The sequence below is a fragment of the Enterococcus avium genome, assembly GCF_002891025.1.
Classification (GTDB): domain Bacteria; phylum Bacillota; class Bacilli; order Lactobacillales; family Enterococcaceae; genus Enterococcus_A; species Enterococcus_A avium.
The window spans coordinates 766,631-778,973 of record NZ_NBSL01000003.1; the positions used below are offsets into that span (position 1 = coordinate 766,631).

At 38.3% G+C, this 12,343-nt stretch carries 16 protein-coding genes; 11 read left to right on the forward strand and 5 right to left on the reverse strand.

Annotated elements, in window-relative coordinates; all coding sequences use genetic code 11:
• Positions 1–11: 11 nt before the first annotated feature.
• Positions 12–887 (reverse strand): hypothetical protein, encoded by an 876-nt coding sequence (locus tag AUF14_RS19310; RefSeq protein ID WP_070503537.1) that lies wholly within the window; start codon positions 885–887, stop codon positions 12–14.
• A 150-nt stretch (positions 888–1,037) separates the two neighbouring features.
• On the opposite strand from AUF14_RS19310, the gene AUF14_RS19315 reads away from it, so the two are divergent.
• The gene (locus AUF14_RS19315) at positions 1,038–1,403 is read left to right on the forward strand and encodes a MoaF-related domain-containing protein (protein ID WP_070503539.1); all 366 of its coding nucleotides are present in this window, start codon (positions 1,038–1,040) and stop codon (positions 1,401–1,403) included.
• Positions 1,404–1,544: 141 nt separating this feature from the next.
• Positions 1,545–2,405, forward strand: a complete 861-nt coding sequence (locus AUF14_RS19320) for an AraC family transcriptional regulator (protein ID WP_070503541.1) — start codon at positions 1,545–1,547, stop codon at positions 2,403–2,405.
• Between the two features lie 60 nt (positions 2,406–2,465).
• Here AUF14_RS19320 and AUF14_RS19325 read toward each other — a convergent pair whose 3' ends face one another.
• A complete protein-coding gene (locus AUF14_RS19325; protein ID WP_070503543.1) occupies positions 2,466–3,437 on the reverse strand; it encodes a 1-phosphofructokinase family hexose kinase in 972 nt (323 codons plus the stop codon).
• Positions 3,434–4,195 carry a DeoR/GlpR family DNA-binding transcription regulator gene (locus AUF14_RS19330; protein ID WP_070503545.1) on the reverse strand — a complete coding sequence of 254 codons (762 nt, stop codon included), beginning with the start codon at positions 4,193–4,195 and terminating at the stop codon, positions 3,434–3,436. The genes AUF14_RS19325 and AUF14_RS19330 overlap by 4 nt, the downstream gene beginning before the upstream one ends.
• 292 nt (positions 4,196–4,487) lie before the next feature.
• Between AUF14_RS19330 and AUF14_RS19335 the strand changes: the two genes are divergently transcribed.
• The 5 genes from AUF14_RS19335 to AUF14_RS19355 are packed head-to-tail and all read left to right on the forward strand — an operon-like array spanning position 4,488 to position 7,773.
• Entirely contained in the window at positions 4,488–4,946 is a 459-nt protein-coding gene (locus tag AUF14_RS19335; protein ID WP_070503547.1) for a PTS sugar transporter subunit IIA, read from the forward strand.
• A gap of 45 nt (positions 4,947–4,991) precedes the next feature.
• Complete coding sequence (locus AUF14_RS19340; RefSeq protein WP_034875821.1) at positions 4,992–5,291, forward strand: PTS sugar transporter subunit IIB; 300 nt, start codon at positions 4,992–4,994, stop codon at positions 5,289–5,291.
• Positions 5,292–5,324: 33 nt separating this feature from the next.
• Positions 5,325–6,716 carry a PTS galactitol transporter subunit IIC gene (locus AUF14_RS19345; protein WP_034875825.1) on the forward strand — a complete coding sequence of 464 codons (1,392 nt, stop codon included), beginning with the start codon at positions 5,325–5,327 and terminating at the stop codon, positions 6,714–6,716.
• 22 nt (positions 6,717–6,738) lie between these two features.
• Positions 6,739–7,002 carry a hypothetical protein gene (locus tag AUF14_RS19350; protein WP_070503548.1) on the forward strand — a complete coding sequence of 88 codons (264 nt, stop codon included), beginning with the start codon at positions 6,739–6,741 and terminating at the stop codon, positions 7,000–7,002.
• Between the two features lie 18 nt (positions 7,003–7,020).
• Positions 7,021–7,773, forward strand: a complete 753-nt coding sequence (locus tag AUF14_RS19355; RefSeq protein ID WP_016178538.1) for a class II aldolase/adducin family protein — start codon at positions 7,021–7,023, stop codon at positions 7,771–7,773.
• 122 nt (positions 7,774–7,895) lie between these two features.
• Here AUF14_RS19355 and AUF14_RS19360 read toward each other — a convergent pair whose 3' ends face one another.
• The gene (locus tag AUF14_RS19360; protein ID WP_070503550.1) at positions 7,896–8,765 is read right to left on the reverse strand and encodes an SDR family oxidoreductase; all 870 of its coding nucleotides are present in this window, start codon (positions 8,763–8,765) and stop codon (positions 7,896–7,898) included.
• A gap of 8 nt (positions 8,766–8,773) precedes the next feature.
• Complete coding sequence (gene deoC / locus AUF14_RS19365; protein ID WP_070503552.1) at positions 8,774–9,475, reverse strand: deoxyribose-phosphate aldolase; 702 nt, start codon at positions 9,473–9,475, stop codon at positions 8,774–8,776.
• Between the two features lie 155 nt (positions 9,476–9,630).
• On the opposite strand from deoC, the gene AUF14_RS19370 reads away from it, so the two are divergent.
• Genes AUF14_RS19370 through AUF14_RS19385 form a run of 4 tightly spaced genes read left to right on the forward strand, consistent with a single transcriptional unit; the run spans position 9,631 to position 12,304 of the window.
• Complete coding sequence (locus AUF14_RS19370; protein ID WP_070503554.1) at positions 9,631–10,044, forward strand: PTS sugar transporter subunit IIA; 414 nt, start codon at positions 9,631–9,633, stop codon at positions 10,042–10,044.
• A 60-nt stretch (positions 10,045–10,104) separates the two neighbouring features.
• Entirely contained in the window at positions 10,105–10,602 is a 498-nt protein-coding gene (locus AUF14_RS19375; RefSeq protein ID WP_016178534.1) for a PTS system mannose/fructose/N-acetylgalactosamine-transporter subunit IIB, read from the forward strand.
• Positions 10,603–10,633: 31 nt separating this feature from the next.
• Positions 10,634–11,479, forward strand: a complete 846-nt coding sequence (locus tag AUF14_RS19380) for a PTS mannose/fructose/sorbose/N-acetylgalactosamine transporter subunit IIC (RefSeq protein ID WP_048718882.1) — start codon at positions 10,634–10,636, stop codon at positions 11,477–11,479.
• A 15-nt stretch (positions 11,480–11,494) separates the two neighbouring features.
• A complete protein-coding gene (locus tag AUF14_RS19385) occupies positions 11,495–12,304 on the forward strand; it encodes a PTS system mannose/fructose/sorbose family transporter subunit IID (protein ID WP_048718883.1) in 810 nt (269 codons plus the stop codon).
• Positions 12,305–12,343: the final 39 nt, after the last annotated feature.

Sequence of the window (12,343 nt, forward strand, 5' to 3'; positions counted from 1 at the left end):
TGAGAAGCATTTTATTCACTTCTCAAGCTTTTTTCGATTGGAGAATAGAGGTAGGTAATCCATTCAGAATCTTTACGGCGGTTTTCGAAAGGCAAATAACCAGCGTACTTATAGATATAATCAATTTTCCAACCACCAGTCTTGGTCTTTTTCTGGTGGATTAGCTGTAATAGGTCATGAGCACGCGGATCAGTCGTATGCTGGCTTTTTTCAATAATATACACCAAATCTGTTAAGGAAAGAACATAGCTTTGAGGGAACATACTCTCCGTGATATGCGGGCTGATGGGTTGACCAGTAGACAATCGCTGATAGAGATTGTGCTGTAGCATATAATCGACACCTTGCTCGATCAAAGCGTTGACTTTTTCGTCGTGGGGATCAACTTTTTCTTGGTAAGTCAGTAGCGCTCGCATGGTTTTTCCAATACCGATGTAACAGGGAACCTTCATCATACAACCGCCAAATTTGCAGATACCTTTGTGGGGCCAAGTAGTTTTCTGCTGACGGTCAAATACTTGGTATTGTTTGATCCATTGAAGCGCGTTTTGTGCTTCGCTAGATTTTCCTAAGCCCAGCCGACAGTAAGCCTCGAAAAGCATAGCGTTATAACAGGGAACGATTTCCTCTAATTTACCAGTAAAAGAAAAGCCCTCCGATGTGGACAGGTTTTGGTTCACAAAAGCAAGCAATTCTTGAGTAATCGGTAATTTCTCTGCATAAGGGATTTCAGCTAAGCCAATTAGAGCAAAAATTTTTCCTAAAGGTTTCAACTTAGTCATTTTAGCGTAGTTTTTAATGATGTCAGAGTGATCAAGATAGTCGAATGGCTCAGAGATTTCTTTATTCTGATCCACTTTCATTCGTAATACCAGAGCAGAGTCCATCTCTTTTCCTGCCTTTCTTGTCTATTTACATGTATTATCTCAAAAATAGAAAAAAATGAAAGCTGTTTTCTGACAAAACAGTGCAATTTGTTCCTAAAACCTGTATGTTAGAGATAGTAGAAAATAACGTTTAGATAGGAAGGTGCATTGATGAAGAAACATCCACTAGAGGGTAGAACAGCAAAAATATTCTTTGATTCCGGGCTGCAATTTCGTATTGATTTTTTGGCGGATAATCAGTTACGCTGGACCTCTATCCGAGAGGAAGATGCAGGAGCAACAGATGTCGAGACAATTCATATTGAAGAGTATCCAGGCGGGATTTTTTCGATTGATTGGGTAGAGAAAGACGGATTGTGTGTCTCATATACTGTCGATACGGTGAATAGTTATGTAAAAAGCTTTATGACCTTCACTGATGATGGTTATCGCGGCGGACGCAGACCATTTGTTCATGAAGGGCCGTTTCAGCTTATTCTAGAAAACGGCGAGCCAGATTTAGAACCGCTCTATTAACAGCTCTACGCTAGCAAATCCGATCATTATTTTGTGATCGGATTTTATTTTGATATGTTCAATCGATATTATTGGACTGAGGTGTATCAAGTGTTAAGCTGATTTTTTAGGTATGATCAATGTGTGAGTGAGGGGATAAGAATGATTCAAGATTTGAATCGATTGATGGATTATATTGAGGAGCGGTTAACAGACGAGCTTTCATTGGCAGAGGCCGCAAAGACGATCGGGATTTCTGAATATCATTTGAAACGGACATTTTCTTTTATTGCAGGTATTTCTTTAGTGGAATATATTAAAAAGCGTCGACTGGCACTAGCGAATAAAGATTTGATTCGAGGTGAAACAGTAACGGATGTTGCACTTAAGTATCATTATCAATCAGTTGAAGGATTTTCTCGAGCGTTTCGAGACTGGTCGGGCTACCTGCCTTCAGAAGTCATTAAAAGTCACCAGCAAAAAACTTTTCCTCGGTACTCATTTTATATTGATGTTAAAGGAGGAACTTCAATGAATTTCAAAATCGAAGAAAAACCCGCTTTTAATTTAGTTGGTGTTTCAAAGCAGGTACCGCTGCAGTTCGCAGGAGTGAATAATGCAATCCAAGAATTAGCTCAGTCAATTACAGAAAAACAAAGGGCAGAGATGCATGAGTTAGGAGACCTTTATCCTAAGCGGGTGATCAACGCATCTTATGATTTTGCTAAAGAGCGAATGGAGGAGAAGGGGGAACTGACACATTTTATTGGTTTCGCTTCGACTCAAGAAAATCCTTTTGATGACCTAAAGCAATTGTCTATTGCCAGTCAAACATGGGCGATTTTTCCTAACAAAGGGCCATTTCCTCAAGTACTTCAGGAGACTTGGGAACAAATCTATTCGGAGTGGTTGCCCTCTTCAGACTGTGAATTAGTTCAGGCGCCAGAAATCTCTTTTACCAATTTCGATGAAGGCTTGGAGAACTGCTATAGTGAAATTTGGATTGCAGTGAGGGAAAAGTAATCGAACGAATCAAAGGGCACACCGATCTATAATCATACATCGGTGTGCCTTTTTCTGCTATTATCGATTGATACTTAGTTCCTTGATTTTCGTTAATTGGATGTCATCAATAAATTTATCTACCTGATTTTTGTCAATTGTTCCATTTGTTTCGAACAAGGAATTAGAAATACCACAGGCCATTGCATATCTGAGAGAATCTTCAATGGAATAACCTTGACTGATAGCATAAGCCATTCCTCCAACTGTAGAGTCGCCACAGCCTGTTGTGTTCACGACAGCAACCTTGGGAATTTGAATATCATAAATAGTAGTCCCATGCTTAACAAGTGCTCCATCTTCACCTTGAGAGATCATAATGGTTTCGACATTGTCAAAAATAGGATCGTGCAGGATTGTAATTAGTTCTTTGATTGACTGAATCTTTCTGCCAATCAGTTCCTCCAATTCATGGGTGTTGGGTTTAATAAAGCTTGGTCGTACTGTTTTCTGTTTTAAACAATTTTCCAACTGTTCACCAGAGATATCCATCAAGATTGGGAAAGACTCTCCAACGATTGAGCGGATAAAGTGAAGCAAATGGTAGTGGAAATTGGCATCGTCCGAATTGACTGACCCAGAAATACAAATTACATCGATTGCGTATGTTTTTAAGAGATTACTAATATGTCTGAAAAAAAGCTGCTCATTTTCTTTGGAAAGATAGAGACCTTTTTCTACTAGCTCAGTGTGAGTGTTTCCGTCATGCATGATCGTGATTGCATTTCGTGAATTCCCTTCAACAGTCAAAAATTCAAGATGGTAACGCTCCTCAGCAATTAAGGTATCCAAAATCATTTTTCCGACAGGACCACCTAGGATGCCAGTCAAAATTACTTCTTTACCTGATTGTGCGATGACTCGGCCAGCATTGATACCTTTTCCGCCAATCGACGTGTGGGGATTTTCGACCCGATTTACTTGATCCAAATTCAATGAAGAAACAAGGTAGTTGTAATCCATTGAGGGGTTGAGCGTAATTGTTAGGATCATTCTTGCTCCTCCTTAATGATTTTCGTATAGGAGCTGTAGTAGTCAAACTGTGTGTCCGGCAATTTATTGTCGGTGACTAAATAATCGACTTCCGATAAGGAGTAGAAGGTATAAACATCCGACCGATTAAACTTGGAGCTGTCAGCCACCACGCATTTTTTCCGAGAGTGGGCAAAGGCCACTCGTTGGATTGAACCCTCGATAGAATTTGCGGTGGTGACGTTATTGTCAAAGACACCATTCGTTGCAGCAAAAGCAATATCGATATTTAGATTATCAAAGCTCTTTTCAGCGATTTCTCCATAAAATTCTTCAGTTGTCCTTGAAAATTCGCCTCCTGTTAATAGGACACGATAAGCTGTATTATAAATCAAATAATTAAATGCTAGCAGACTATTTGTAATCACGAATAAGTTTGCTTTTTTAATTTCTGGCAGTGCATGGAGCATGGTCGTTCCGGCACCAATATAGATCGTGTCATTATCAGAAATAATACTGTTCATAACTTTTCCGATAAATTTCTTTTCTGGTACATTGGTATCGATTTTTTCTTGAGTGGACAATTCTTGTTCAATTTTTTCAAGTTTTTGTGCGCCACCGTAAATTTTTACTAGCAACGATTTGTCGGCAAGCTCATTGATATCTCTTCGAATCGTCATATCGGAGACGTCTAAACTTGAAGATATTTCTGGAATGGATAAGTAGTCGTTTCTATTTAACAAATCCAAAATTTTTTCCTGACGCTCTTTTTTTAACATGAAATCACCTCTAATAGTAAGCTCTTACAATAAACCGTGAAATATACGGTTATGTTTATACATTAATTAATAGCATTTAAAGAAGGAAAAAGCAAGAGAAAAATGTTCAGTTGTGTTAAAGTTTGTTAAAAATATGAAATGAAATTTGCGAAGACATGTTTTAGAATGAAATTAAATGTTAAGTAAGCGTTGACAAACAGAATGAAGCATTGTATATTTACATTGTAAAACATATGTTAACAAAGATTAACAAATGATTTCAATTTTTGTATTTGAAAGGGGCGTAAAATTTGTGGACTATAAAAAGATGTTCGACAAGCAGCTGATCGGTCTAGAGATTGATGGTGAAAACGAAGAACAGGTATTTGAACAGGTCGCAGAGCATTTAAAGAATCTGGGTTTTGTTAATGAAGGGTATCTAAAGGGAATTACGAGCAGAGAGAAAAAATTTCCAACAGGATTGATTACACAGCATTTAAATATTGCCTTACCGCATTCAGAACCAGAGTATGTGGAGAAACCATTTGTTTATATTGCGCGATTGAAAAATGAAGTAAGGGTCAAGCAAATGGGCGATAGTCAGTTAATGAAGGTGAAAAATTTGTTCTTTCTTGGTATTAAAGATCCCAAAGGACAGGTCGGATTGCTGCAAGCGTTTATGGAATTATTTATGAACGAAGAGTTTGTCAGAGCATTTATACAGGAAGAGGATAAACAAAAAATCTATCATTTGTTTACCAAAAATATTTAGATAAGGTTTCAATTCATTAAATTATAGAAGCTGGAGGAATTCATGATGAAAAGAAGACTAATTGTTGCATGTGGAAGCGGAGTGGCAACCAGCCAAACGATCGCTAGTAAAATCGCGGGATTATTAGAAGATGACGGGATTGATTTTCCGGTTGAAGCGGTAGATTATAAGTCCATTCAAAATGAGCTGCCATCTACCGGAATTTATGTCTATGTTGCGCAGCCGGATGACGAGGTTTTAGAAAAGGCTGAGGAATTAGGCGTGAAGGTTTTTCCTGGTATTCCATTTTTGACAGGTATGGGTGCAGATCAAATTTATGATGATATCAAAGCGTTGGTCGAGTAGCAATAGAATTAATTAAGGAAAGAAGGGGAAAACGTGAAAATATTTCAAGACATTATTAATTATATCTTAGGACTGGGTTCAGCCATTTTTGTTCCATTGATTATCTTGATTTTAGGGTTGGTCGCAGGAATGAAATTCAAAAAAGCGTTTATGTCAGCCATCACTTTAGGGATTGCCTTTACTGGGATGTCAATGGTTATCGGCTTTATGTCGAATGCGGTAAGCCCGGCTTCAGAAGCGTTGGCGAAAAATACCGGGATTAATTTACCGGCTTTAGATTTAGGCTGGACAGGTGCTGCTAGTATTACTTGGTCTTGGTCCTATGCGTTTGTTTTCTTCGCTGTGGTACTTGGTGTGAATTTCGTCATGTTGCTTTTGAATTGGACGAAAACATTAAACGTTGATATGTGGAATGTTTGGGGCAAGGCATTAACCGCCTACCTTGTTTACTTTATCAGCGGGAGCTTGTTAGCGGGATTTGCGACGGCGATTGCTCAAGTGATTTTGGAATTGAAGATGGGAGATATGTTCCAACGACATATTGAAGACCTGACAGGAATTCCATTAGTGACGGTTACGCATTTAATGAACATCTCTGCGGTATTGCTGTTACCGATCAATGTGATCATGGATAAGATTCCTTTCTTTAATAAACGAGCAGATACGAAGGCATTGAAGAAAAAAATCGGTGTTTTCTCTGAGAATTCTGTGATGGGCTTTATCATTGGTTTAGGACTTGGACTGGCAGCCGCCTATGGCGTATCTGGTTCACTGAACTTAGCCATTCAAATTGCCACAGCAATGGCCCTATTCCCAATGATCTCAAAAATGTTTATGCAGTCGCTTTCGCCATTAGCTGATGCTATGTCAGAAATGATGAAAAAGCGCTTTAAGGATCGCGAAGTATACATTGGCTTAGATTGGCCGGTCCTAGCAGGTCGCTCTGAAATTTGGGTTACTGCAATTTTATTAGTACCAGTCTTTATTGGCTATGCAATCATCTTGCCGGGGAATGCTGTACTGCCATTGGCCGGCATTATCAATTATTCAATCGCTGTGGGTGGTTTGCTATTAACTGGAGGAAACCTAGTCAGAATGCTAATTATGGGTGTAATCTCCATGCCGATTTATCTGTACGCGGCCACATATTTGACACCGATTCTAACTGGTTTAGCGGACAAAACTGGCGCGGTTGAAGGAATTAAGAAAGGCCAGCAGATTACCTGGTCTTCCATTGAAGGACCGGAATTTCGAATTTTATTTGCAGAAGCCTTCAAAGGAAATATTTTAGGTATCGTTGGTACGATTATTTTTGTCGCAATGTTTGTTTGGTTGTATAAATATATGTCCAAAGCAAAAGTTCCGAGCCAAAGATATGAAGAATTGACAGATAAAAAAGTCAACGGTGTAAAAGTCACAGGGTAATGACTATGAATGGAGGGTAGGTATGATTAAAAGAGAGAATAAAGAAAAGACGAAATGGCTGCTTATATTATTTCTGGCGATCGTTAGTTTTATCCTAGCCTTCATGACCCAGAAGCTGATCTTTAACGCTATCGCTATTAGTTTAGCAATCTGTGTTTATAAATATGGCAATCCGATTCTTTTCAAGGAATATGACGAACGTCGGAAAAAGAGATATGAAGAAGCTTTGCAGGTTAGAGATGCAGCTCAAACAGCTATTACGAGTAGACGAATTTTCAAAAAATAGAAAAAGGTGGTCTCGAATATGTCAGATGGACGAATGATTTTTGAAAGAGAGCGCGAGGATTTAGCGCGGATCGTGAAATTGATTTTTGAACGAAAGAATACGAATGTCGCAGGCGGCAATTTTTCATTCAAAACAACGGATCAAACAGGAAAAGAATACATTATTATGACTCCGACAATGATGTCGGAAGCTTATTTAGGTGAGGTATCACCAGCGCAAATTCTAGTCGTTGAACCACATACACGAAAGATAATTGATGGTGTAGGGAAACTGACACGTGAAATCAATTTACATGAAGCTGTGTATGATACAAACCCAGAAATTAAAGCAGTTTTACATGCTCATGCACCAAATTCAATGTTTTGGGCAACAGCTGGATTAGATATGCCGAATTTAACCGAAGCGACCCAAAAAATCGGTTACGTTCCAGTATTAGATTTTGAACCGAATTGTTCCCCCGAACTAGCCGGGTTAGTCTCTGACTACATGGAAAAAGAAAAGCTTGAGCTGCCTAATATGCTGCTGCTAAACAGCCACGGTGTTTTGATCAGTGCGCCAGGAGAAACGGGCATCGAAGCGATCCATAAAGCCCTGCAGATTCTAGATACAACTGAGTGGAACGCAGAAATTGCTTATAAACAAACGATTTTCCAATCGTTAGGTCTATTAGATGGTTATTATTCAAAAGGCAAACAGGTTGGAACGATTGAAGATTTAAAGGATCATAATCCGATTTACAATCGTGAAGAGATATTTGCAGGAGGAGATTAAATTATTAGAGAAATTCCTTGAATGGAAAAGGAGAAATCCTTTTCTGTTCGAGGTTTTTTGTTTTGGGAAGATTAAAAATCAGAAAAGATATCTCGCTATTCGCGAAAGATCTTTTCTGATTTTCATTTTTTCCAGTCAAAATCAGTTAAGCAGTTGTCGATATCTTCTTCAAAAGTAGAAATTTCGATACCTTGAGCTTGGATTTTATTAGTTGCTAAACGTAAATTTCGGAAGCGATCTGTGTAACGCTGATGATCAGGCAAAATAAATTGCTCGATCACAGCCTTTTCAAAGCCTAATGCTGCACCAATGTGTTTGGCTGCTTCATAGGTTGTGAACACATTTTTGCTTGAAAAGTGATAAACACCTTTTGGCAAATTCACAATTTTATCAAATTGCTCCGCTAAGTTTTTGGCATAGGTAATGCCACGAATTTCATTGACTGTAAATTTTGTTGGTTTTTGATACAACATTGCGTTCATTACATTTTTAATAAGGTTCGGGCTACTTTTAATTCCGGGATAAGAAAGTCCCATCATCCAAGAAAGCCGAAGAATTATCGCGTTGATTTGATTTTCAATTAGAAAGGTTTCAACTTCTATTTTTTGCTTTCCATAGACTGATGCACTGTTGACAGGAGTATTCTCTGTGTAAGGTTCTTGGTCAGACCGATTGTTGAAAACCTGCTCAGTACTTAAAAAAATGAATTGTGCCTTTTTTTGTTGGCAAATTTTTGCGATATTGATGGCGCTCTCCGTATTTATCTTATGGGCAACTAATGGATGCGCTTCACAGTCTGCCGTTTGAGAAAGGGCAGCCGTATGAAATACAGCATCAAATTCTAAATTCTCGAAAAAGCGAGTGACTGCTTCAGGTTGTGAAAAATCCACATCCCTACGAGTGACAGGAACAAATTCAACCTTGTGTTCATTGCTAGCTTGGATTAATGATGCTAAGTATCCGTTAGCTCCTGTAATAGCAATTTTTTTCATAGTGTCTCCTATATCGAAATAGTTCCATTGACGGCTTCTTTTTTTAACGCATTAATAATAGCAATTCCTGAACTTGTACCAATGCGTTCTGCACCGCAAGCAATCATTTGCTTAAATGTTTCGGCATCTCGAATCCCACCAGCCGCTTTGACTTTTACTTCTGATCCTACATGTTTTTTCATTAACTTAACATCTGCGAGAGTTGCACCACTAGGAGCGAAACCTGTAGAAGTTTTGATAAAATCTGGTTTTACTTCTTTGGCAATTTTACACAGAGCGATTTTTTCGTCCTCTTCAAGATAAGCATTTTCGAAAATAACCTTTGAGATTACGCTATTTTGTCTGCAAACAGTGACGATTTTTTCCATTTCAGTTTTTAAATAGTCCCAATTTTTTTCTTTTACTTCAGTAATATTTACAACGTAATCAATTTCAGTTGCTCCAGTGTTGATAGCATCTGCTGTTTCGGCTACTTTGGCTTCAATCGTTGTCTGTCCTAATGGAAAGCTGATAGCTGCTCCAATATTAATGTCAGTATTTTTTAATAGTTCGCTGCATAGTTTAGCTTGCACCTGATTAATAGCGACCATTTTAAAATGAAAGTCTTCAGCTTCTTTACATAAGGTACGAATTGCCTCTTTAGTAGCATTTGGTTTTAGATTTGTATGATCGATAAAGCGTGCAAGTTGATCAATAGAATAAGTTTTCATGGTATTCTCTCCTTTTTATGTATTTACATATCGAATGTTAAAACATAAACAACGAATTGTCAACGTTAAAAAAATAGTTGACAACGCTTACTTATGGAATTATAGTTATTACATAAAATATTTGGTAATTACATAAAACGAAGGAGGAAATATCATTGAAATTATTGATAGTGAGTCACGGAGAATTTTGTAATGGAATCTTAGACAGTTATCAAATGATTGCAGGTGAGAATAAAAACATGGTTGCGGTCAGTTTGACTGATGCGGGAATTCAAGATTTTGTAGAGCGTCTCACCGACCAGTTAGCGAAGTTTGCCTCGGATGAAGTGTTGATTTTGACCGATATCAAAGGTGGAACACCTTATAACGAGGCATACAAGTATTACCTATCAAATGAAAAGCGCGTACGAGTAGTGGCAGGAATGAACTTGCCAATGGTGATTGAGTTGGGTCTGAGTTTATCAAATAGTTCGTTAGCAGCATTAGAAGAATTAGCGATTGAACAAGGTCGCAAAGGGATAACGGGACTTTTAGAGGAAGAAAACGTAGAAGAAGAGTTGGAGTTTTAGCTATCACAAAAGAAAAAGATTTAGCAATTATTTTCAATATTTAATTAGGAGGATTTTATTATGACGATTACTTTAGCAAGAATTGATGATCGAGTAATTCACGGGCAAACAACAACACGATGGACAAAGGCACGCTCAGTTCAAGGAATTTTGGTAGTAGGAGATGACATTGCAAAAGATGATTTACGAAAAAAAGTGCTAAAAGCGGCAGCAGGGAATTTAAAATTGGGTATTTATACTACTGAACAAGCTATAGAAAGTGTGCCGAAGGGAAGAGATTCAGCAAAAGATTTCTTTCTAATCAGCAATTCTCCTCAAACATTTGCTGAGTTAGTACGATTGGGAGTTGATTTTGGCAAACTATTGAATGTTGGACCGATGAACACTCGCGAAGGAGCGAAAGTTCTTGGAAGAACGGTTGCGATTGACGAAAAAGATTATGAAGCATTCGATTATATGGATCAGCAAGGAATTGAAATTAAATTTCAGCTATTACCAGATGATGAACCAAAATCTTGGAAAGTTATGAAAGCAAAGTATGATTCATTGATGAGTTAGTAGATATGAAAGAATCAAAGGAGGAAAAAAGATGGATGGCAGTTTGTTTTTACCCGCTTTATTAACTGGAATTTTTTGTTACTTAGGTGCAATTGAGAGTCCTTGGTTATTTGGAATGAGTGGTGGTTTTTATGTAGTTGGTCGTCCGCTGGTGGCAGGATTTTTAGTGGGCATGGCTTTTGGCGATATTAAGGCAGGCGTGTTATGCGGACTAGCTGTTCAAGCTGTGTTTATTGCAAACTTATCAACTGGTGGTGCAACCAATAGTGAAATCACTTATGCAGCCTATGGCGGTATTGGTTTAGCCTTAGCTACTACAAGGGAACCAGCGGTTGCAGTTACTCTGGCGATTTTAATAGGTCAGACCTTTGGACTCATATTTTACAATACACGAATGGCTCTATATTCATTTTGGAATACGCGAGCACAGAGTGCGGCTGAAAATATTGATGATCGCGGCATTTTGCTGAATCATGTGGTTTATCCTCAAATTACGACGTTCTTACTTCGAGCAGTTCCGATTTTTGCAGCAATTTTCTTTGGACGTGGCTTAGTGGATTGGCTATTAAACAATGTTCCGCAGGTTGTAACTGATACTATTTCGGTGCTAGGCGGTGTTTTGCCTGCTTTAGGGATTGCGATGCTGATGGGAATTGTAATCAAAGAAAAGGTTCATTTGGTTTTCTTTTTCGCAGGTTTTGTTTTGATGGCTTTCGCCAAATTAAACATGATTGCTTTAGTATTTCTGGCAGCAATGGTTGCCTACGTTGTTTACCTTAGTACAGGAAAAAGCAATGGAGATAGTAAGCTTGTTCCCGCAAATAATGTGCCAATTGAGCAGAATGAAGCAGCTTATGAAGATGACGATTTGTTCTAAGGAGGGAAAAAACGGATGGAAAATCGATTAACGAAAAAAGAATTACGTCAGATTTGGAAACGTTGGGGCTTTACTCACTTATCTTCCATGAGCTATGAAAAACTACAGGCTCATGCATGGGCCTATTCCTATCTGCCGTTTGCTGAAAAGTATTATAAAAATGATGAAGAAGCTAAAAGAAGGTTATTATTAAGACATTCGATGTTTTATAATACTGAACCTCAGACGGGTCAATTGATTAATGGTATCGTTGCTTCATTAGAAGAAGAAATCGCTATTGGTGGAGATGTGCCTGAAGAGATGCCCGTAAATATTAAAACGACCTTAATGGGACCATTGGCGGGAATAGGGGATTCAATTATTCAAGGAATCATTGTACCAATCTTACTGTCAATTGGTATGGGGTTAGCAGCAGGTGGCAATGCTTTAGGTCCGATATTTTATATTATAAGCTACGGGATTATCGGTCCGCTCATTTCATATTTATGCTTTATGAACGGTTATCGGCTAGGTGTAAATGCGATTGACGTCATAATAGGAGAAAATGCGAAACGAATCACTGATGCATTCAATATTTTAGGGATCATGGTGGTTGGTGGCTTGGCTGCTTCTAATATTGCACTAACGACAGCGATTAAAATTCCTATGGGAGATGAGGTACAAAAGCTACAGACAGTATTAGATGGAATTTTTCCTAATGTTCTTCCTTTGATGATGGTCTTACTGGCTTGGTATTTATTGACTTCAAAACAAATGACGGCTACAAAAGTCATACTCGTTTTGACGGTTATTTCAGCAATTGGTGTAGTTATCGGAGTATTTTAAGGAAGTGGACGTGTTTCGAATGAAGCACGTCTTCTTTAT